At 36.2% G+C, this 21,155-nt stretch carries 16 protein-coding genes and 7 tRNA genes; 11 read left to right on the top strand and 12 right to left on the bottom strand.

Translation table 11 applies throughout. The annotated features are described in order from the left end of the window. Positions 1-128: 128 nt before the first annotated feature. The gene (locus LQV47_RS11535) at positions 129-1,316 is read right to left on the bottom strand and encodes an alpha/beta hydrolase (protein ID WP_230036991.1); all 1,188 of its coding nucleotides are present in this window, start codon (positions 1,314-1,316) and stop codon (positions 129-131) included. Between the two features lie 85 nt (positions 1,317-1,401). Here LQV47_RS11535 and LQV47_RS11530 point away from each other — a divergent pair, with 85 nt between their 5' ends. Then, positions 1,402-3,075 (top strand): glutamine--tRNA ligase/YqeY domain fusion protein, encoded by a 1,674-nt coding sequence (locus LQV47_RS11530; protein ID WP_230036990.1) that lies wholly within the window; start codon positions 1,402-1,404, stop codon positions 3,073-3,075. A gap of 81 nt (positions 3,076-3,156) precedes the next feature. Here LQV47_RS11530 and LQV47_RS11525 read toward each other — a convergent pair whose 3' ends face one another. After that, a complete protein-coding gene (locus LQV47_RS11525) occupies positions 3,157-5,097 on the bottom strand; it encodes an oleate hydratase (RefSeq protein ID WP_230036988.1) in 1,941 nt (646 codons plus the stop codon). A gap of 90 nt (positions 5,098-5,187) precedes the next feature. Further along, positions 5,188-6,066 (bottom strand): AraC family transcriptional regulator, encoded by an 879-nt coding sequence (locus LQV47_RS11520; RefSeq protein ID WP_230036986.1) that lies wholly within the window; start codon positions 6,064-6,066, stop codon positions 5,188-5,190. Positions 6,067-6,330: 264 nt separating this feature from the next. On the opposite strand from LQV47_RS11520, the gene prmA reads away from it, so the two are divergent. Together prmA and LQV47_RS11510 are read left to right on the top strand one after the other, a co-directional pair. Beyond that, complete coding sequence (prmA, locus tag LQV47_RS11515) at positions 6,331-7,158, top strand: 50S ribosomal protein L11 methyltransferase (RefSeq protein ID WP_230036983.1); 828 nt, start codon at positions 6,331-6,333, stop codon at positions 7,156-7,158. A 16-nt stretch (positions 7,159-7,174) separates the two neighbouring features. Next, positions 7,175-8,014, top strand: coding sequence for an SH3 domain-containing protein (locus LQV47_RS11510; protein WP_230036981.1), 840 nt, complete (start codon positions 7,175-7,177; stop codon positions 8,012-8,014). Positions 8,015-8,190: 176 nt separating this feature from the next. Here LQV47_RS11510 and LQV47_RS11505 read toward each other — a convergent pair. The 4 genes from LQV47_RS11505 to LQV47_RS11490 form a co-directional block, all read right to left on the bottom strand. Next, positions 8,191-8,264: transfer RNA gene (locus LQV47_RS11505), tRNA-Arg, on the bottom strand. A 14-nt stretch (positions 8,265-8,278) separates the two neighbouring features. Then, positions 8,279-8,353 (bottom strand) — tRNA-Pro (locus LQV47_RS11500). Positions 8,354-8,450: 97 nt separating this feature from the next. Beyond that, positions 8,451-8,524, bottom strand: a tRNA-Arg gene (locus tag LQV47_RS11495). Positions 8,525-8,538: 14 nt separating this feature from the next. Then, positions 8,539-8,613: transfer RNA gene (locus LQV47_RS11490), tRNA-Pro, on the bottom strand. A 492-nt stretch (positions 8,614-9,105) separates the two neighbouring features. Here LQV47_RS11490 and LQV47_RS11485 point away from each other — a divergent pair. After that, positions 9,106-9,630, top strand: a complete 525-nt coding sequence (locus LQV47_RS11485) for a thermonuclease family protein (protein WP_230036979.1) — start codon at positions 9,106-9,108, stop codon at positions 9,628-9,630. 305 nt (positions 9,631-9,935) lie between these two features. Here LQV47_RS11485 and LQV47_RS11480 read toward each other — a convergent pair whose 3' ends face one another. Further along, a complete protein-coding gene (locus LQV47_RS11480) occupies positions 9,936-10,616 on the bottom strand; it encodes a hypothetical protein (RefSeq protein WP_230036977.1) in 681 nt (226 codons plus the stop codon). Positions 10,617-11,060: 444 nt separating this feature from the next. Between LQV47_RS11480 and LQV47_RS11475 the strand changes: the two genes are divergently transcribed. The 3 genes from LQV47_RS11475 to LQV47_RS11465 all read left to right on the top strand — a co-directional run bounded on the left by LQV47_RS11475 (position 11,061) and on the right by LQV47_RS11465 (position 13,576). After that, positions 11,061-11,939, top strand: coding sequence for a C1 family peptidase (locus tag LQV47_RS11475; protein WP_230036975.1), 879 nt, complete (start codon positions 11,061-11,063; stop codon positions 11,937-11,939). Positions 11,940-12,251: 312 nt separating this feature from the next. After that, complete coding sequence (locus LQV47_RS11470; protein ID WP_230036973.1) at positions 12,252-12,839, top strand: Crp/Fnr family transcriptional regulator; 588 nt, start codon at positions 12,252-12,254, stop codon at positions 12,837-12,839. Between the two features lie 53 nt (positions 12,840-12,892). Next, the gene (locus LQV47_RS11465; protein WP_230036971.1) at positions 12,893-13,576 is read left to right on the top strand and encodes an MBL fold metallo-hydrolase; all 684 of its coding nucleotides are present in this window, start codon (positions 12,893-12,895) and stop codon (positions 13,574-13,576) included. A gap of 450 nt (positions 13,577-14,026) precedes the next feature. Here the strand turns inward: LQV47_RS11465 and LQV47_RS11460 are convergent, their stop codons facing one another. From LQV47_RS11460 to LQV47_RS11445, 4 genes are all read right to left on the bottom strand, one after another. Further along, a complete protein-coding gene (locus LQV47_RS11460; RefSeq protein WP_230036969.1) occupies positions 14,027-15,043 on the bottom strand; it encodes a hypothetical protein in 1,017 nt (338 codons plus the stop codon). 914 nt (positions 15,044-15,957) lie between these two features. Beyond that, positions 15,958-16,031: transfer RNA gene (locus LQV47_RS11455), tRNA-Arg, on the bottom strand. Positions 16,032-16,073: 42 nt separating this feature from the next. Further along, positions 16,074-16,148, bottom strand: a tRNA-Pro gene (locus tag LQV47_RS11450). Between the two features lie 14 nt (positions 16,149-16,162). After that, positions 16,163-16,247, bottom strand: a tRNA-Ser gene (locus tag LQV47_RS11445). Positions 16,248-16,382: 135 nt separating this feature from the next. On the opposite strand from LQV47_RS11445, the gene LQV47_RS11440 reads away from it, so the two are divergent. The 4 genes from LQV47_RS11440 to LQV47_RS11425 all read left to right on the top strand — a co-directional run bounded on the left by LQV47_RS11440 (position 16,383) and on the right by LQV47_RS11425 (position 20,959). Then, on the top strand, positions 16,383-17,408 hold the full coding sequence (locus LQV47_RS11440; protein ID WP_230036967.1) for an N-acetylmuramoyl-L-alanine amidase: 1,026 nt from the start codon (positions 16,383-16,385) through the stop codon (positions 17,406-17,408). Between the two features lie 73 nt (positions 17,409-17,481). After that, on the top strand, positions 17,482-18,882 hold the full coding sequence (gene aspA / locus LQV47_RS11435; RefSeq protein WP_230036965.1) for an aspartate ammonia-lyase: 1,401 nt from the start codon (positions 17,482-17,484) through the stop codon (positions 18,880-18,882). Positions 18,883-18,912: 30 nt separating this feature from the next. After that, positions 18,913-19,815: a glycosyltransferase family 2 protein gene (locus tag LQV47_RS11430; protein WP_230036964.1), complete on the top strand. Its 903-nt coding sequence runs from the start codon at positions 18,913-18,915 to the stop codon at positions 19,813-19,815. 97 nt (positions 19,816-19,912) lie between these two features. Beyond that, the gene (locus LQV47_RS11425; protein ID WP_230036962.1) at positions 19,913-20,959 is read left to right on the top strand and encodes a hypothetical protein; all 1,047 of its coding nucleotides are present in this window, start codon (positions 19,913-19,915) and stop codon (positions 20,957-20,959) included. The last annotated feature ends 196 nt before the right edge of the window (positions 20,960-21,155 follow it).

Raw genomic sequence — 21,155 nt, 5'->3', positions numbered from 1 at the left:
TTTTAATTCTTTTCATAATAAAAAAATTGTAATTCTCTAGAGTATGAATTGGCAATCTTTATGCCATTTTCTCAATTTTCAGTAACTTTAACTTATTGTCTTTTTTATAATATTTTTTTAATTTATTGTTAAGAAATAATTGTGAAAACATTTTCGTTATCCATTGTTCTGTTCGTGATGAGGGTTCTGTCTATTCCGTACAGATTTTGAAAAATATCTCTCTGAACCTGCGAACTGGAAAGGTATCCCCAATGTTTTCCCACCTCAAATTTGAAACTGTTTAAAAGATCATCTTTAACGAAAGTACAGTCGATGACAGACACAATATCTTTAAAGCGTTCAATATCACTGGGTCCATTTTTTCCAAGCCGTGGAGTAAGGATGTTTTTGGTAAATTGGGAAAGTCCCAAAATGACATCCTGTCTGTTTAAATAGATGGAAATGCGGTTTGCAAGAAGAGGAAGTTTATTGAAGGAATCCTCGGAGTCTTCAAATACTTTGTAAGTAACATCTGCGTTAAGTAAAATAACCTGGTCAATAACCCTTAAAATATTTTCTTTTTTCAAACTATACAGCATGCTTTGAAGAACCCGGTTTCCCAAAGAATGAGTCATCATATGGATTCTTTGGTTGCATGGGATAAGATCCCGATTGGAAAAAATATCTTTTAGAAACTGGGTGTAAAAGTAAAAGAGTCTTAATAATGAAGTTCCGGAGTTGATGCTTGCCGCCTTATCATCAAAATAAGTCAGGGGAACAATGCTGCTTGAGGCCGGCCAGCTTACAAATAAAATATGCTCAACAGGAGATTCAGGATGATCAATAAACAGCTTTTTAAGATCAAGTATAGCCTTTAATTCATCATCAAAATCATAGGCATATCCATGGATAAATATAAGGACATCGCTCCGGTCTTTGGTGGAAGACATGTTTTTGTATAGCTCATAGAACATTCTCTGAGTGCCACCAAGATTATTAGCTGTTAAAAAAGATTTTTTAATACCTTTTTCACTGAGCAAAACCTCTAAAACCTCTTCATATCCCTGTTTTTCGGGTTCCGAAAACAGTTTGTAGTTGATAATGTTTCTGTTCTTGTAATCTTTCTTCTTTTTGGCCGGTGCAGTAGGTTCTTTATAACCCTCAAAATCACATTTGGCAATTCTGAAATTGGGAATTGAATATTCTTCATTGGAAAAAGAGTCTACGCTTTCACCCTTATGACGCACAATTTTTCGATTGCTTAAGATATAAACAGCCATGATAATCAGGTTTGTAACTTTCTCTAAGATACAGAAAAATACTGAATTATCAGCCATTGTACTTTTTAATTATGACTTTCGTAAGCCCCAAATTTTCCGTAACTTTGTGCAACTTTTTTTGCTAAAAACAAAAGCTAATTTAATGGAAGAAGAAAAAAAATCACTCAATTTTATTGAGCAAATTATAGAAGATGATTTGGCAAACGGACTGAAAAGAGATCAGATTCGTTTCCGTTTTCCCCCTGAACCGAATGGATATCTGCATGTAGGCCACACAAAGGCGATCTGCATCAATTTTGGCTTGGGAGAAAAATACAATGCACCTGTAAACCTTCGTTTTGACGATACCAATCCTGAGAAAGAAGAGCAGGAATTCGTAGATTCAATCAAGAAAGATGTGGAATGGCTAGGTTTCAAATGGGACAAAGAATTGTATGCATCAGATTACTTCCAGCAGCTTTATGAATGGGCAGTACAACTGATTAAAGAAGGAAAGGCTTATGTAGATGAGCAGCCATCTGAAGTGATTACCGAACAGAGAAAAAATCCTACGGAACCAGGTGTGGAATCGCCATTCAGAAACCGTCCGGTTGAAGAATCATTGGATCTATTCGAAAGAATGAGAAACGGTGAGTTCGAGGAAGGAACAATGTCGCTTCGTGCAAAAATTGATATGCTTTCCCCCAATATGAATATGCGTGATCCTGTGATGTACAGAATTCTGAAAAGACCGCACCACAGAACAGGAACTGCCTGGAAGATCTATCCGATGTACGACTGGGCACATGGGGAATCGGATTATTTGGAACAAGTTTCACACTCTCTATGTTCATTGGAATTCGAAAACCACAGACCTCTTTACAACTGGTATCTGGAGCAGGTATCTGATGAAACTAAAGTAGCTCCTAAGCAGAGAGAATTTGCAAGGATGAATGTTTCCTATATGATCACTTCCAAAAGAAAGCTGCAAAGACTTGTAGCCGAAGGAGCGGTGACAGGATGGGATGATCCTAGAATGCCTACTATTTCAGGGATGAGAAGAAAAGGATACACGCCGGCGTCTATCAGAAACTTTATTGAAAAGGTGGGAGTTGCCAAAAGAGAAAACCTGATTGAAATCCAGTTACTTGACTTCTGTGTACGTGAAGATCTTAATAAAGTAGCCAAACGTGTAATGGCAGTAGTAGATCCTGTTAAATTAGTGATCGAAAACTATCCTGAAGACAAGGAAGAATGGTTGGAAACTGAAAATAATCCTGAACAGGAAAATGCAGGAACCAGAGAAGTTCCTTTTTCAAGAGAACTATACATCGAACGTGAGGATTTCAAGGAAGAAGCTAATAATAAATTCTTCAGACTGAAGTTAGGCGGAGAAGTTCGTTTAAAGTCTGCTTATATCATTAAAGCAGAAAGAGTGGAGAAGGATGAAAATGGAGAGATTACTACCATCTATGCTTCTTACGATGAAAAGAGTAAATCCGGAAGCGGAACGGAAGAAAGCTTAAGAAAAGTAAAGGGAACATTACACTGGGTATCTGCGAAACACGCGATCCCTGTAGAGGTAAGGGTTTACAACCAATTATTTACCGTGGAGCAGCCGGATGCTGAAAAAGATGTTGACTTCCTGAATTTCATTAACCCTGATTCGGTAAGTACTATTCAAGGTTTTGCTGAACCAAGCCTGAAAGAAGTTGCCGTAGGTGAACCCCTTCAGTTCCAGAGAATCGGGTACTTTACCAAAGACCAGGATTCTACGGACGCTGCGTTGGTTTTCAACCGTACAGTAACTCTAAAAGATTCTTATAAGCCTGAATAATTTCAGGATGATCATACATAAAAGCAGGACCTCACTGAAGTCCTGCTTTTCGTTTTTTATAACTGGAGCCTTAAGATAACATTACCCTTTTACTCCTTTGATCCAATCCTGGAATTTACCTACCTGTTCCATAAAGAAAGATTCATGTTCTTCTTTTTCTTCAGGACGGTTGACCAGAATATGTTCAAAATAGCTTCCTTTCAGTACTTTTCTTAAAATACCTTCTCCTAAGAATGGTTTATAATCATTAAGAGCCTGGGTAGCTTTCAGTAAATGTCTGATGTCATATTGTAATGGATTGATGTCCGGAACCTGTTTGTTGAGGTTCAGAAGTTTGTATACTGCTATTCTGGCTGTTCTTACTGAACTTTCCATCGTAAATACCACATCATTGTTGGTTTCCACAAACTGTCCTACCAAGCCTAGATTGGTACAGCCTTCGGGAACAACTCTCGGACGATCACCCTGAGCTCTTGGCATAAACATAGAGGTAATATAAGGCATAAATGCAGTACGAACAATGGTATTTTCTATAACATTATCAAGCTGGTCTGTCATTCCCAAGTGGTGACATAATTCTGCAAGGATTTCATTTCCGGTACATTGAGGCATTGTTTTTTTTATGTAATTACCTTCTTTATCCATCAGCAGGGCATATACCCATACAACGAGGATGTCATCCGGCTGAGTAGGGAAGTGTGGCTGTCTGTTGCAGGTAAAGCTCATTACCCAATTAGAGTCGGTGATAGTGATAATCCCTCCTGTAGCTGTTCTTCCGGAATAAGGATCATTCACACACAGTTCTTTCAGTTTCTCTGTGAAAGCAGAAGGCCGGCAGGTTAATGTAGCAGATTCCCACGAAGATTTTTCAATATGACTGCAGAATTTTTCAGGCTTACCAAATACTTCAGATTTGGCAGCGAGATTTTTCCACAGTTTCCATCCCGCACTTTGTCCTGCACTGCTGTTGTCTATAGTAACTTCCGGGACCGTATTATTATCTGCATAGAAGGTGCTTTCAGTCATTGAGCCTGTGGTAACAATCACATAATCCTCTTTACCAACGGGTATTTTTACTTCTTCGCCATTTTGCTCGGTGATAATCCCTTCCACTGTTTTTCCTTCCGTATTGATATGGATATCAAGGTCTTTTACTAATGTATTAAACTGAATCTGTACTCCTTTCTCAACAAGGAAATTTTTAAGAGGAGTTACATACGTGTCATATTGGTTGTATTTAGGGAATACAAGACATGAGAAGTCTTTCATTCCGTCAATGGCATGCAGGAATCTGTGCATATACAGTTTCAGTTCCAGTAAGCTGTGCCAGTTCTCAAAAGCAAACATAGAACGCCAGAAAAACCAGAAATTACTGTTAAGAAAAGATTCAGCGAAATAATCTTCAATAGTCAGATCATCAAGCTCTTCTTTTTTCTTCAATAAAAGTTTAACAATTGCCAGCTGGTCTTTTTTCTCAAGTCCGAATTTACTGAAATCCTGAATCTGTCCCTGGTTATGAATCAGTCTTGCTTTAGAATAATTAGGGTCATTGTCATTAATAAGACGGTATTCATCCAATACACTGTATGGATCGGGTAATTCCAATGCCGGAATATCCTGGAACATATCCCATAGATTTTCATAGGTCATATCCATTTCACGTCCTCCACGGATGATATAGCCGTCCTTTGCGTTTCCTGCTCCATCCAGAGAGCCTCCTTCAACGTTGAGTTGATCAAGGAAAATAATGTTTTTACCCGGAACACGGCCATCACGGATGAAATAATAAGCGGCAGACATTCCCGCAATTCCGCTTCCTACAATATAGATTTTAGTGTTTTCATAAGATTGTGAAGGAATTCCTTTATTACGTTGATAATTTCCGATCTGGTCAGAAAAAGGCATCGTTTTTTCAGGAGTGTTAATCTGAACTTCTTTACTTGAATCCGGTTCGTGGTTTACTTTTCCAAACTGCTCAGAAGCATTTAAAACTTTTTCGAATTTTGAATTGATCGTACTCATTTTTTGTTTGTTTTTAATTAACATGTTAAAGGTACTTCTATTCAAAAAGCAGCACATATCCCCAATGTCGGAATTGTCATCCCCAAATTCTTATGACTGGATATTTTCTTTTGTCCGATACTCTGAAGGAGAAAAAGAAGTGTGTTTTTTAAAAAAACGGCTGAAAGCTGATGCCGAATTAAACTGAAGCTCAAAAGCTATTTCTGAGATCGTGATATCGGGATTTCCCAGCATGACATAAGCCTCTTTCAGTAAAGTCTCATCAATGACTTCATGAGGGGTTTTTCCACTGGCTTTTTTAATAATCTCTATAAGGTGTTTATTAGAAATACAAAGCTTCTCGGCATAAAACTGAACGGTTCTCTGCTGTCTGATATTTTCCCGGATCAGTTTACTGAATTTCAGGAAAAGGTCTTTTTTTCCGTCCTCTTTCTGAGAAACTGTATTGATTTCTTTTTCTATGATTTCTGCAGTTTCAAGCAGTAAGTTAAAAATAATTGTCCTGATAATCTCTTCTGTGAATTTGCCTTGTTTTCTGGATTTCTTTTTAAGGTAATCCAGCAGATTTTGTAATTGCAGAGAATTTTTTTCTGTTGTTTTTATAATGCTGTAGGAACCCTTAGAGAAGAGATTCATTTTCTCAATAATGAAAGGGTTAGATATGTTTTTGATGAGAAAATTCTTATCAAAAAATAAGAGCTTCATCATAAAATCTTCACTGGTTTCCAGAAATCTTACAATGGTAGAAGGAGCGGCTATAAATAAACTGTGGGTGGTTACTTTATATTTTTTACTGTCTATTTCAATACTTATTTCTCCAGCCGTACAAATACATAGGGCATAATAATCCATCCTGAACGGTGCTTTTGGAAAATTGAAAATAGGATTTCCTGAAGATATATAATAAGACTGGCGGCAATCAATCCTGTAAAAAGAAAGGGTATCATGTAAATTTTCGTAGGCTACCATGTGACGGATTGCTTAGGTTTTCTATTGTTTTTCAGATATTCCGAATGGAATCTGATCTTACTGCAATTTACAAATTTATATAAATTTTTTACGCTTTGTATATCAAAAATATTCACTATTGATCATATTATAGAAGAAATCTTACTATAAGGAAACGCGATGTTGGCCTTTTAAAACTGAATAAATTCTTGAGTAAGACTAAAACTTCATGCTTCCATTTTTTTAACAGTAATAACATTAGTATTTTTGCAGCAAATTAGTCACATGCAAAATTATTTAGAATTCAATTTCAAAATTTCTCCATTGCAACCCTGGAATGAGATATTAATGGCAGAGCTTATTGAGATAGGTTTTGACAGCTTTACAGAAGAGATTCACGGAATTTTAGGATATATTCAGACAGATCTGTTTCATGAAGAGCAGCTTAAGGCCCTTCCTATTTTTGAAAATGAAAATGTAAAGATTGAGTACTCTTTTGAGGAAATGCCTAATATCAACTGGAATGAAGAATGGGAAAAGAATTTCTCTCCTATCAATATCGATGATAAAGTATTAATCAGAGCAGAATTTCATGAGTCTGTACCGGGAATGCATGAAATTATTATTCAGCCTAAAATGTCTTTCGGAACAGGGCATCACCCTACCACACACCTGATGATCCAGCAGATGATGGAGCTTGACCTTAGTGGAAAGAAAGTATTGGATATGGGATGTGGGACTTCTGTATTGGCTATCTATGCAAAACAACAGGGGGCCGGAGATACCAAAGCCATTGATATTGACGAATGGTCTGTAGAAAACTCAAAAGAAAACGCTGCAAGAAATGACGTTGAACTGGATATTGAACTGGGAACAGCCGAAAACTTAGGAAAAGAAAATTTTGATGTTATTTTAGCAAATATCAACAGAAATATTCTGATTTCAGATATTCCAACCTATGTTTCTGTGTTGAATGAAGGCGGAAAACTATTGCTTTCCGGGCTTTGCTTCTTTGATGTAGATGATATTCTTGAAGTATGTAAAGAAAGCGGTCTTGAGCTGAAAAAGCAAATACAACGCGAAGAGTGGGTAAGCTTGCTGTTAGAAAAATAAAAAAACAAATACAGATATGAAAACTTTATGGACCGCTTTATTATTACTGATACTGCCGTTTTTTTCAGCACAGGAAAATGAAGCGTATGCTGATGGGGTTTTTGGTTTTGAAGAGAATAAAAGCCAAAAGATATTTACGGATTGGACAAGGATCAGAAAAGAACCTAATGTTCAGGCACCGGTTGTAGACTCATTGCAGGCTAATCAACAGGTATTAATCCTTAAAAAAGAAGAAGCCATATTAAGATTAGGGGAAAGAGGTGCTAATTGGTACGAGATCTCTTATCAGAAGGGAGATATGACTTCTGAAGGATATGTTTGGGGAGGTAACCTTTGTATAGGATACCGTAATAAAAACGGATATGATTTCCTTTTCGGGCTTTCAAAAACCATAGACAAGAAAAGCAAAGAAGTTAATGCTATAGAGAAACAGAATATTGCCGGAATCAAAGTGATGGAGGGTAATATGCTTGTAGATGAGGTCTATTTTGATACAGGAAAAGGAGAGGAGCTGAGCTATGCTACCTTCAATATTGAAAGCAGTCATAAACTGCAGAATGTAGCGCTTACTTTAAAGGCATTGGTTTCTGGTGAAGCCTGTGGTATTGCTAGCTATGACCAATATGTTCTTGTTAAGGATAAAAAACTAATTGCCCTTCCGCAGCTAATGAATGTAGGAGATGCAGATGTTTTTTACCATAGTGAGCAATATATTTTCCCTAATGATAAAGGAGGAATTCCTGATGCTTTTATTTTTAAAATGGAAGAAATGGAAAAAGATGATAAAGATCGGGAGAAGAAAAAACGCTCTTCCAAAACTTATCTTTGGAATGGAAGTTCCTATCGATTGAAATAATCTTTTTTTTGATATCAGTCTAAAAAAATATAAGTCCTTGCTGTTTTAAGTGAGGACTTTTTCTATGGCTGGATAAAGAACTTTTGCACCTGATCCCTTTAAAATCCTTTGATTGAGTGGTATTTATAAGTAAAATGACACCATTAGGACAATTTAGGTCAAATGGTGTCATTAAGTGAGCGCGAAAGGATTCGAACCTTTGACCGTCTGCTTAGAAGGCAGATGCTCTATCCAGCTGAGCTACGCACCCTTGAGTTTAAAAAGTCGGGGCGGCAGGATTCGAACCTGCGACCTCCTGGTCCCAAACCAGGCGCGATGACCGGACTACGCTACGCCCCGATTGATGGTCATCATAAATTACCTTGTGATTGCAGTTGCAAAGATACAAAGCTTTTTTGTGAAATAAAAGAACCCGCCATTTTCTGTGAGTTCATTGTGAGCGCGAAAGGATTCGAACCTTTGACCGTCTGCTTAGAAGGCAGATGCTCTATCCAGCTGAGCTACGCACCCTTGAATTTAAAAAGTCGGGGCGGCAGGATTCGAACCTGCGACCTCCTGGTCCCAAACCAGGCGCGATGACCGGACTACGCTACGCCCCGATTGATAGTCATCTCTAACGAATTTTACTTCGTTTTTGCGGTTGCAAAGGTACAATACTTTATCAAATAAAAAAATAAAATGAAGGATAAATTTTTATTAATTTTCAGGTGTACTTTTTTATTTATTTTAGATTGCTAATAACCATTGAGTTATATGGACTGATAAAAATCTGCTTTTCTAATCTTTTTCTCTTTGCTGTACGTCTTAAACTACTTTTATCAATAGAAAAATGTCAATACAGTTAATAAGAAATTTTATAGAATATATAATCTTGTACTAGAAAAAGTAGGACTATCAATATTCCGAAATGTTCGTATTTCAGGACTAAATATCCAAACAGATACCTTACTATTCTAATCAATGCTTTTAATCTTCCTGATTCTTTGCATATTGTAAAAAAAGATAAGATTAGATAATGAAAAAAAATAAAAATACTCTTGAAGATACGATGAATTATAGGTTTTCAGAGCTCTTATTGCTATCTTTAACCCATGAAACGATTGATATTAGCATGCCTCTTTTTTCCACTGCTTGGCTTCTCCCAAAACAGTGGAAAAGTAATAAAAATTTCAGATGGAGATACCATTACTATTCTTTTAAAAGGAAACCTGCAAAAAAAACTTCGGCTTGCTGAAGTCGACTGTCCGGAGAAAGGACAGCCGTTTGGTAAAAATGCAAGACAATTCACCTCAGATCAGGTGTTTGGTAAGACTGTTAATTTTGTGGAAACCAATACCGACCGGTATGGACGTTCTATTGCAAAAGTATACTATGATAACGGTAAATACCTTTCAAAAGAGCTTATAAAGGCAGGTTTCGGATGGTGGTATTTCTCCTATTCAAAAGATACTGCTTTGGGAGAGCTGCAGGATACTGCACAGCGTAAAAAAGTTGGTCTTTGGCAGGATAACCGTGCTGTGGCTCCCTGGGAATATAGAAAAATGAAACGGGAAGAATCTAAAAATAGAAAATATGAAGCTTCCAAAACTAAAATAAAAATAAAAGAAGCTGCCTGATAGTAATAAAACAGCCTTAGAATCATGAATTCTAAGGCTGTTTTATGAAATGTAAATTTATGTTCAATGCAATATATCTAGACCATATGGAGCTTTATCCCGCTATCCACTCATACTCCTCACGCCTTCGCTGAAAAAGCCTGGCTTGTTGCGGGGTAACCGTTTCTATCGGGGCTAGGGTAGAGGTACGGATAGCAAAGGATCAATGATAAAATACCTGAAATATAATCCGGAATTAAAATCACATCACTCCATGTATTTTCTTGGTATCTCAATAGTCATGAGAAATTGTAGAGGCCTTTGTCTTAATAATATTCAAATTCTCTTTCTACTTTCTGTTGTAACGTTCCATGGTCATCAACTAATTCTTCATAAACAGAATTGGAGTATGGGTCGAGCTTTACATTTTTATAAATAATCTTAAACTTTTTATGATTATTTAAATCTTCAAAAAACATTTCATTTTTTACTGAATTGATATAAGTATAAGAAATGGTGTTATTAATAGGTCTGCCATTAAAATTCCCGGTTTCTTCTGTTTTTATAAGGCGGTTATTTTTGTCAAAATAAAATAGTTTGTTAAGCGATGTACTGTCAACATTAAAATTTGAAACTCTCTTATATAAAGAATCAGAAATTTTTTCAAAATAGCCCTTACCTTCTATCTTCTTATTTTCAGGATTGATAGTTTCGAAATAGCGTTTAGCTTTACCCTGTGATTTATATTGTGTAATATCACTTAGAAATCTTTTATCAGGGAATTCGCTTTTGGCTAAATTAAAAGATTCAATTTTTGTCAGAAAGCCATCTTTGTCAAAATAAGAAATGCTTTTATCAATATTTTGATTTGAAAAAGTGATGATCTCTGTAATTTTTTTTGGATGACCTGAATAGTTAGAAAATTTCAGATCATTGATGGTTGATTTTTCCTGACAGCTTACAAGGGTATATAATAAAATAAATAAATAGCTAAGTTGTATTTTCATATTCTAAGCGTTATAGTGTTCTCAAATTTTGCCAGCTCTCAAATATAAGCAAGTCTTCCTGATAAAAAGAAAAATGAGCTTTGAAATTACAGCAACATACTTTTGTTACTTCTGGACATGGTTAAGTTTGTAGTGAGTACAAAAAGGAATATTCTCAAGTGCTTTTATAGCTGACCCAAATGCAAACAGATTATAAAAAAGATAAAAGTAAAAGTGTTACGGATTAACGGTTAATTGAATAATTAATAAAGATGCCGTATAAAAATTCTAAATATTTATTGATTCAAAGAAAAAAAGTCAATTTTTTATGTTTCAACTTATAAATTGCTTTTTGTTTATAAATAATTTATTAAAAAATTATTTTAATTGAAAAATAAATAATAATTTATCATAAATCTTTGAAAATAGCATATATATTTATTCTCTAAAAATATTTATAGTATTATGAAAAATTTAAAACTTATTATTGCAGCAGTAGGGATATTTTCTATTTCCTCCTGTACCAATTCTTCTGAACAAAGTAATTTAGCTGATATCCCGGATCCCTCTAAGCAGTATGCATTAGGTGCAAAATTTGTTGATTCAAAAACATATGAGTCTTTTCAGAAAGTGGATGTTAATGCTTTGGCAATGAAATACCTTGGGAAAAGTGCCACTTCAGTACAAGCTGCTTTACCATCTAGTTTTACTATTGCGGGTTCTGCAATTGGTGATCAGGGTAATGAGGGATCATGTGTTGCCTGGGCAACAGCTTATGCAGCTGCAAGTGCTTTAGAATATAACTTTAAAGGTGTTACAGAACCTAGAAGTCCCGAATATGTGTATAATCAGATTAAAATAGGTGATTGTTCAGGTGGAACTTATGTTAGCTATGGATTAGACTTAATAAAAAATCAAGGGGTATGCAGTTGGTCAGAAATGCCTTATACAGATGTGGAATGTTCAACACAGCCTAATGCTACACAAAAACAGGCAGCAAGTGCACATAAATTCACGACTTGGGCTACTGTAAACAAAACTGATTTAACTAATATAAAAACATTACTAAGCATGAAGCTTCCGATAATCATAGGAATAACTGTGGATCAAAGTTTCTATAATATGTCTTCTACAGGATGGGTTTGGAAATCACATTCTGGGAAAGTGTATGGTGGACATGCAATTTGTGTGATAGGATATGATGATGCTAAACAAGCCTTTAAAGTACAGAATTCTTGGGGTTCATCTTGGGGAAGTAATGGTTATTTTTGGATTGACTATTCCTTTTTTGCAAAAACAACTAAAGGTGCTATTAATGAATCTTATATAGCATATGTACAATAATAAGAATAAATAATATGGCCTGAATTCGGGTCAGGTATTATTTAAAATGGATGACCGTCATTGCTTGTTAAGTTTAATGACGGTTTTTTTATAATGCACTTGACGGCTAAGCTTCCATAATGTTAATTATAAAGATATGACCTTCTGTGTCAGTCTGTTTTATCTGGCAATTACCTCTAGCTCGTTGTTTACTAAAAAAGGTTATATCGCAGCTTTTTTTGAATATATAATAATTGTTAGATTTGGATGTTGGATTTGGTATCTATCCACAGGCAGTTAAAAAAAGAAAATAAAAGGACGAAAGATTGCGAAATGACTGACATATTTGAAAATTATCTATCCTCAACAGGAGGACTGTCTGCCGGGGAAATCAACTTTTCTGCACAGTTCTTCAAACCGGTCCGCTTAAAAAAAGGTGATTTTTTTATTCGTGAGGATGAATCCTGCCGTCATATTGGATTTATCGCCAGTGGCGCTGTAAAAGCATATGCTGTCGACAAAGAAGGAAAGGAAAATATAACCTGCTTCAAGTTTGAAAATGAATTTGTCACCTCGTTTTCGGAGTTTGTGGCACAGGAAAAATCCAGAAGGAGTATCAGGACTATAGAAGACAGCATAATCTACAGGATAAACTACCCGGACTATCAGCATCTGCTTGGCCAGGTGACCGCTTGGAACGGAGTGATAAAGTCGGTGATGGAACAGGAGTATACCCAAAAGGAACATTATCTGCTGAATTACAATAATAAATCCGCTGTGGATAAATACCGTCATGTCCTGTCTAGCGAACCGATGCTTGTTCAGCGCATAGCGACACAGGATCTGGCATCATACCTGGGCATCACACAGCGATCGCTTACACGGGCAAAAGGACAAATACACAGACCTGATCTGTTATAGGACAAATGTCCTTATGTAATCCTGATCAGTGATGTAGATTTGCACGAAAAAATATGTTACATCAAATTGCTCCCGAAGTGTTTCAGATTTCACTGATGCCACGAAACAGTATCAACTGCTATATTATCGAAGGGGTCTTGGTAGACTCCGGAATACGGAGTTCGTATACTACTATCAAGAAAGCGCTCCAGAAAATTCCCGTTTATCAACATATACTGACGCATGCGCATGCAGACCATCAGGGCTGTAGCGATCAGATATGCGCTGAGTTCGTCATACCCTTACTCTGTCATCCCGACGAAGTTTTTAGGACCGAAACCGGTATGGTAACCAACGACTATCCAACTCCGCAGCATTGGGTAGCAAAGCTTCAACAAAAGTATTGGGCAGGTCAGGGGCATAAAGTCGAACAGACAATCGTGGAAAACGATAGCATCGGAAACTTTCGGGTAATAGAGACGCCCGGACATTCGGCAGGTCATATTTCTTTATTCCGTGAGCGAGATGGTGTGCTGATAATCGGCGATGTAGCGACAAATATGAACCTGCTCACGACAGCGGTTGGTCTGCGGCTTCCGCCCAATATATTCACCTCAGATCAGCAGCTCAACATCAAATCGCTTCAGAAGTTAGCAAAACTGAACCCTGCTATTATCTGCTTCGGTCACGGACCGGTCATGCGAAATACAGATCGGAAGTTTGAGCAGTTTGTCGCCAAATGCAGCGCAGCTATTTAAAAATAGTCGTGCTGTAATTACGGGTTAGTATGTAATAATTTGTAGGAAAACGCGAGACGCATAATAATGATCAGCCAGATGCTATAAAGCGCAAAGATTTTATCTATCCTTCGTCTTGAAGGCATTTATTTTTTTCGAGTAAAAAATGAATAAGTAATGTAGTAAACCAACGAACTTGTTAAGATTATTTTCGAATGCTTTTATATCATATTTAATTAAATTGTATTCAATACGCATAGATAAATACTATTTTTTTAACTGTCTTTACGACATTTTTCTTGATTTCTTTTCCAGTTGAAATAGACTAGTGATCACTGTTAACAGTGAATTTTGCTTCGTAGAATGAAGATTTTAAAAAGTAAATACTGGATACCTGGTATTCGTATATTAAGTATTATCATCATTCCTTTTTTGATTTTAAGCTTCTATTATCACATACTTCCTTGAATTCTAAAAATACCTAATTTCTACTCTGTTTATGGTCTCGCCTTTTCCATTAGGAGGTACTGCAAATCCACCAGGTTCATACCGCTTCGTACCACTTTTATAATACCAGTTATTTAAGCCGCTGATCATTTGTTTTATGTAATAAATAAATTCCTCTGTCTCCTTTTGATACGGACTGAAATCCGGAAGATGATCTGACAAGATTACAAATTCATTTACCAGCTCATCATGAATCTTCATTCCTTCTTTGCAGGCTTCATCAAAAGATACTTTATGATGATGCTGTAATAATTTGATGATATTGAAAATTTCTGACTCTATGGCAAGTTCTTTACCAATAGTTGCAAAATCGTTCTGAAGAGCAACAATGATTGACTGCAGCATAATAATACGCTGTATAACGGTATGATTGTAAATGTAATCAGGTAAAGCAAAACCGGTTGAGGGGCAAATCAGATCAACAAATGGAATCATCCCTATGGAATTGGCACGTATTAAATGAAAGAGGGGAATAGGTGGAATGTCATTACTGATTTTATAGGGTGATTCTTCCATAATACCATAAGTAACAAAACGATATTTATAATTCTTAGCTATTCGTTCAATCCAGAAGTCTGGCATCCCAAGTGTAATCCATTCTTTTCTATTGGTTTGCATTTGGCGAAATATCCCTATTTCCCCTGGTTTAGGATCGTCTCCCATCATTACTTCAAAAATCCGGTCTCTGAAAGCTGCAATTTCCTTTATTGGCAAAAGTTCTGCATAATCATCAGTGACTGTCATGTAAATAGCAAAACGTGTTGCATGGAGGACTCTTTCTTTTTCGGTGACTGCGGGTATCATAAAGGGACCTACATCAACTAACCGCATTTTTCTATATCTTGCCATCGCCTCTTTTGATAAGAATTGATAGTCCTGGTCATACCAGTTGTTTTCTTCTTCATAGAAGGTTCCGGCAAAAGGGCTTTGAAGGGTTTCCCAAGGATATACCGGCTTGGGTACATTAAATTGCTCGTTCATAATATATGGTTTTAGTTTAAAATGATCAAGTATATTGTGTTCAATAAGATAAGGGGAGAGGATCTGGATTTGACCTAGAAATTTTTATTTCATTAATAGATGGCATTGTCTCTATAAATGCAGTTCAATCTATAATTTATACTTTTGATGTATTGTATAATCAGTCATTTGGTAGTGAATTCTCGGAGATTATTTAATCTCAAGCTGATTATCATTAGTAACCAGATAAATGTTTGGTTTAACGAGCTGATTATGTTACTTTCTGATTCCTGAGGGAAACAAAATTTTCATAAATTGTAATTGGAGTATTTAAAGTTTTTATATTAGTTTTTGCTCTACTAAATTAAAAAAATATTTAATATGATCTAATTTATTTCATTTAAATTTATATTTTGTGTAATAATATTGAAATATGATTGTATTTATCAATGTTTTTAAAGGAAAGTACTTTATTGAATGAATGGCAATATTCAGAATGGCTCAGGTTATAAACTTGGGGACTAAGCAAATTGGGTTAAATCTAAAACCTCCTGTTTGGATGACATTCAAAATCTATGCTGCCTTAAATAGAATATGTGATTTTATATTTGACTTGAAAAATAGAATGGAAATAACATTTTATTTCACGCAAAGGAATGATAATTCGGATGTTCTATTTTTAAGAAAGCAAAGAAAGGCGACTTTGTCGCTGAATAAGCGATATAAAAAGTTTAGCTTCATCAAAATCGATTTCTAATCGATTCATTCTTGGCTCACTTAAAATCAATCATAATAAAAATAAAACTTTGCGTCAAAGAGAAGTTGTATTGATGTAAGTTTATGCTATCCCTCAACTTTTGCACCTGATCCTGTAACAGTAGCACATGAAGCTAATATAAAACAAAAAACTCACAATAAAAATTGTGAGTTCGTTGTGAGCGCGAAAGGATTCGAACCTTTGACCGTCTGCTTAGAAGGCAGATGCTCTATCCAGCTGAGCTACGCACCCTTAAAAGTTGTTTTTGCTTATCGAATAAGCTTCATTAAAAAGTCGGGGCGGCAGGATTCGAACCTGCGACCTCCTGGTCCCAAACCAGGCGCGATGACCGGACTACGCTACGCCCCGAGATATATAGAATGCGGAGGGTAAGGGATTCGAACCCTTGCGACACTTTCGCGTCGACAGTTTAGCAAACTGCTCCATTAACCACTCTGGCAACCCTCCTTTTTGTTTATTTTTTAATGATCGTTGTTCCGTTATTGCGAGTGCAAATATAGAATAGATTTCTTTATTTACCAAATAAAATTCAAGAAAAATTTATGTATTTTTGAGGTAATAAATCATTAAAAAACTGAACAAATGCGTAAGACATTATATATCATCGGATTAAGCACTTTTGTTTTTTCATGTACTTCTCAGCAAAATGTGAAAAAAAATACTTACAAACCGAAAACCCCCGTATCACAGCCTAAACCGGTCGTTAAAACAGCAAGTCCCGAAGCTCCAAAACCAAAAATTGTTTCAGACCGTGGAATAGAATTTTTCACTACCAATATAGCAGACCCGGCAAAAAATGATAATACGGCAAGTTATGGTTCAATTGTTTCTGCAAAACCAGCCGGATATAAAGTGGTAAAGACTTATTTTCCTGCTATTGCACAAAACTTCAGACAGCGTTATTTAATATTACATTATACAGCACTTCCTGATGATAAATCGATTACAGTGCTTACCCAGCAGGCTGTGAGCGCCCATTATCTGGTAAACAATACCGGAGATAATGAGATCTATCAGCTTGTAGATGAAAACAAACGTTCTTATCATGCGGGAGTAAGCGCATGGAGAAATGATAAAAATCTTAATGATACTTCCATAGGAATAGAGATTGTAAATGCCGGATATACTACAGATGCAACCGGGAAAAGAATATTTGCAACGTTTAGTGATGAGCAGGTGAGAAAAGTAGCTGCTTTGGCAAAAGATATTGTTACCAGATATCAGATTCCGGCCACCAATGTTCTGGCTCATTCGGATATTGCCCCTACCAGAAAACAGGATCCCGGCCCAATGTTTCCATGGAAGAAGCTATATGATGAGTATCAGCTGGGAATGTGGTATGATGAAACGGCAAAACAGAATTTCTTTACTATCGCACAGGCAGATTTTGCAACAAGATATATTGATTCATCTTTTATTTTTCAGACACAGACTGCTTTGCAGAAATTTGGGTATGCACTAGATCTTAGCGGAAAATGGGATGATGCAACCAAGAAAACCATTGAAGCCTTCCAGTACCATTACCGTCCTCAAAATTATGACGGAATCATGGATGCCGAAACATGGTCTATACTGCAGGCGTTAATTCAAAAATATCCCGTAAAATAAAGTCAAATTAAAACGCATCGGTTAGATGCGTTTTTGCTATCTTTAAACCATCAAAAACAGTAAAATATCTGTAATGGAAAATTTCAGGAAAGAGAGCGATCTGTTAGGGGAACTTAATGTACCTTTAGACGCTTATTATGGGGTTCAGACACAAAGAGCAATCAACAATTTTAAAATTTCAGGACAGCTTTTGTCTTCATACCCGGATTTTATTAAAGGCTTAGCTTTTGTAAAAAAAGCAGCTGCAAAAACCAACTATGAATTGGGACTTCTTGAGGAGAGCCTGTATTTCAAAATAGCAGAAGCTTGTGACGAAATCGTAGATGGAAAATATCACGATCAGTTTCCGGTAGATATGATCCAGGGCGGGGCAGGAACTTCAATCAATATGAATGCGAATGAAGTAATTGCCAATATCGTGTTGGAAAAATTAGGAAAAAACAAAGGAGAATATGAATTCTGCTCTCCAAATGATCATATCAACCTTTCTCAATCTACCAATGATGCCTATCCTACTGCTATTAAAATGGGATTATTGCACATGAATATCGGGTTGGTAGAAAGACTTGAGAAAATTGTGGCAGCTTTCCGTGCTAAAGGAGTAGAATTCCAGGATGTCATCAAAATGGGACGTACCCAGCTTCAGGATGCTGTACCCATGACATTGGGACAGGAATTTGAAGCCTATGCAGCTACACTGGAAGAAGATATCTCTAAATTGAATAATAACGCCAGCCTTTTTGTAGAGGTCAATATGGGGGCCACAGCCATTGGGACAGGATTAAATGCTCCGGTAGGCTATGCAATCCTTTGTGCTAAGAATCTGGCCCAAATCACCGGGTTCCCGATTATTTCGGCACCGGATCTGGTAGAAGCTACACCGGATACGGGTTCTTATGTGATTTATTCATCAGCAACGAAACGTCTTGCCGTAAAATTATCAAAAATATGTAACGATTTGAGATTGCTTTCCTCAGGACCAAGAGCTGGCCTTTTTGAAATCAACCTTCCTCCAATGCAGCCGGGATCATCCATTATGCCAGGTAAAGTAAATCCTGTAATTCCGGAAGTAGTGAACCAGGTATGTTTTAAAGTATTTGGAAATGATCTTACAGTAACGTTTGCTGCAGAAGCAGGGCAATTACAGCTTAACGTAATGGAGCCGGTACTTTCTCATGCAATCATGGAAAATATCAATTTCCTTTGCAATGCTCTGGATACCCTTCGTGATAAATGTGTAGTAGGAATTACTGCCAATAAAGAAGTGTGCCTGAATATGGTAAAACACAGTATTGGTATTGTAACAGCACTTAACCCTTATATCGGTTACAAGCAGTCTACAGAGATTGCTAAAGAAGCATTATCCTCCGGAAAAAGCGTTTATAATCTTGTTTTGGAGAAAGGAATTCTTTCTCAGGAAAAATTAGATGAAATTCTGGATCCTAAAAATATGCTGAAACCGCATAACAAATAATATCAATCAATAAGTGATAAATGATGGCGATTGTTTTACATCATTTATCACTTATTATTCATCATTTATAAAATAGTAGTGAGGTTTTTAATCATCATTCCTGCCCATAACGAAGAAAATAATCTTTCATTTACTTTAGATTCTTTACAGCAGCAAAGCAGTAAAGATTTTAGAGCCGTTGTGGTTAATGACGGTTCCACAGACCGTACTGCTGAGGTTATCCGGAAATATACCGAGACTGATTCCCGTTTTGAAACCATTAGCCTTCAGAAATCTGAGCATCAGCCGGGCTCTAAAGTTGTTCATGCTTTTAAAAACGGTTTGCAGAAACAGCCTATAGATGATTTTGATATCATCTGTAAATTTGATGCCGATATCATTCTCCCTGAAAATTATCTGGAAACACTAGAAAAAGCTTTTGCCGGTAATCCTGCCTATGGATTGGTAGGCGGTTTGCTGTATGTGGAGAAAGACGGACACTGGGTATATGAAGGAAACTCCAATAAAAATCATGTAAGAGGTCCAATGAAGGCCTACAGGAAGGCCTGTTTTATTCAGATCGGAGGCTTAAGGGAAACATTAGGCTGGGATAATATAGATGCTATACTCCTTGAGAACCTTGGATGGAAGGAAGTTGTTCTTCCGGAACTTCAGGTAAAGCTTATTAAAGTGAAAGGAGCTGACTATACCATACGGCCTGCCGATTACTATGGCAAATATTTTTATTTTCTGGGTTTAAACAGGTTTCTGGCCTATATTGCCTCTTCCAAAGAAGCGATGAAAAGTAAATCACCATCATTTTTCTTTGATATTATTTCATCGTACGAAAGCTGCAGGGCAAAGAAAATGGAACTGAAGATCACAAAAGAAGAACAGAAGGCAGTAAATGACCAGCGTTGGAAAATGCTGAAGAAAAAATGGCTTAACATGTAAGTTGAAAGATATATTCAATAGAAACAGGCGTTAGCCATTTAATAAAAAGAAAAGTCATCCGGCTTTAGTCAAGACATAAAAAGATCACCGATAATCCATGAAAAAAATTGCCTATATAGAAATAGACACCCACGCAGAAATAGCACAGTCTTTCATGGATATCATGAGGGATACTAAGGATTTTACCATAGATTATTATTTTTCAAAAAAAATTAAGGACCGGATCAGCAAAAATGAAGAAGCTGTATTTCTGTCAGACAGCTCCATGATCTTAGACCAATTAAAGGAAAAAGGATACGATCTGATTATTATTGGAACGGTTCACCGTTTTTTTAATACATTTTTAGCCATAACAAAGAAATATAATACGGCGGTTATTGCCCATAATCTCAATTTTACCAAAGCCTCAAAGCTGGATCTGGTAAAAAGTGTCTTAAAAAAAGATGTGATGTACAGACTCAAATTATGGATGAAAGAAGGGTTGTTATATTCTTCTAAAGTATACCAGGCTTCAGGAGCACTTTTGGTTTTAGACGAGGCTATGAGTTCAGAAAAATATCAGTTTTTACCTCTTTTTTATACAAAGAATGGTCATGCTGCTGAAAACAAGGATAGGGTAGTGGTTATTCCCGGTGGTGTATCGCAGAAAAGGAGAGATTACCATTATATTTTTAAAACACTTAAAAATGCTAAGACAGATAAACCCTGTGAATTTGTATTTCTTGGAAAAGCAACAGGAAGCGAATTAAAAGATTTAGAAAGACTGTCGCAAAAATTACCGGATAATATCCGCATTACTTATTTTTCAGAAAGAGTTTCTGCTGAAGATTTTGAAAAATGGATGCAGAAAGCAGATGTTCTTTGGTGTCCTATTCAGGAACAAACGGAGTTCTTCAGTTTGAAAGAGACTTATGGGGTCACAAAAATGACCGGTAATCTCGGTGATGCTGTGGCATACGGAAAATGGGCTGTTTTCCCTGCCAGATACCCATCAAAACTAGACTTTATCATTCCTGAAAAAGGAAATATTCTGGAACAGCTGAATGAGCTTTCCCATCTTCATTTTAATTTTCAGAAGCACTATAGCAAAATAGAAATTCAGAAAAAAACAGAACAAATTTTATTCAGGCTTATTTCCAAATAACCTGGTTTGATTACAATATTTACCTATAAAAAGAAGCTCTGACTTATGTTAGAGCTTCTTTTTGTTGGGGTATTTGGTTTTTCACAACAGGGTGTATTATTAATGATATTATATATTTTTACTATAATTATTGTAAAAATGATAAATTTCAATATTAAACTATTTTTATTTAGAAAAATTATAAATAACTTCGCGC

The sequence above is a fragment of the Chryseobacterium sp. Bi04 genome (assembly GCF_918698085.1).
GTDB lineage: Bacteria > Bacteroidota > Bacteroidia > Flavobacteriales > Weeksellaceae > Chryseobacterium.
This window is presented reverse-complemented; position numbering and strand designations above follow the sequence as displayed.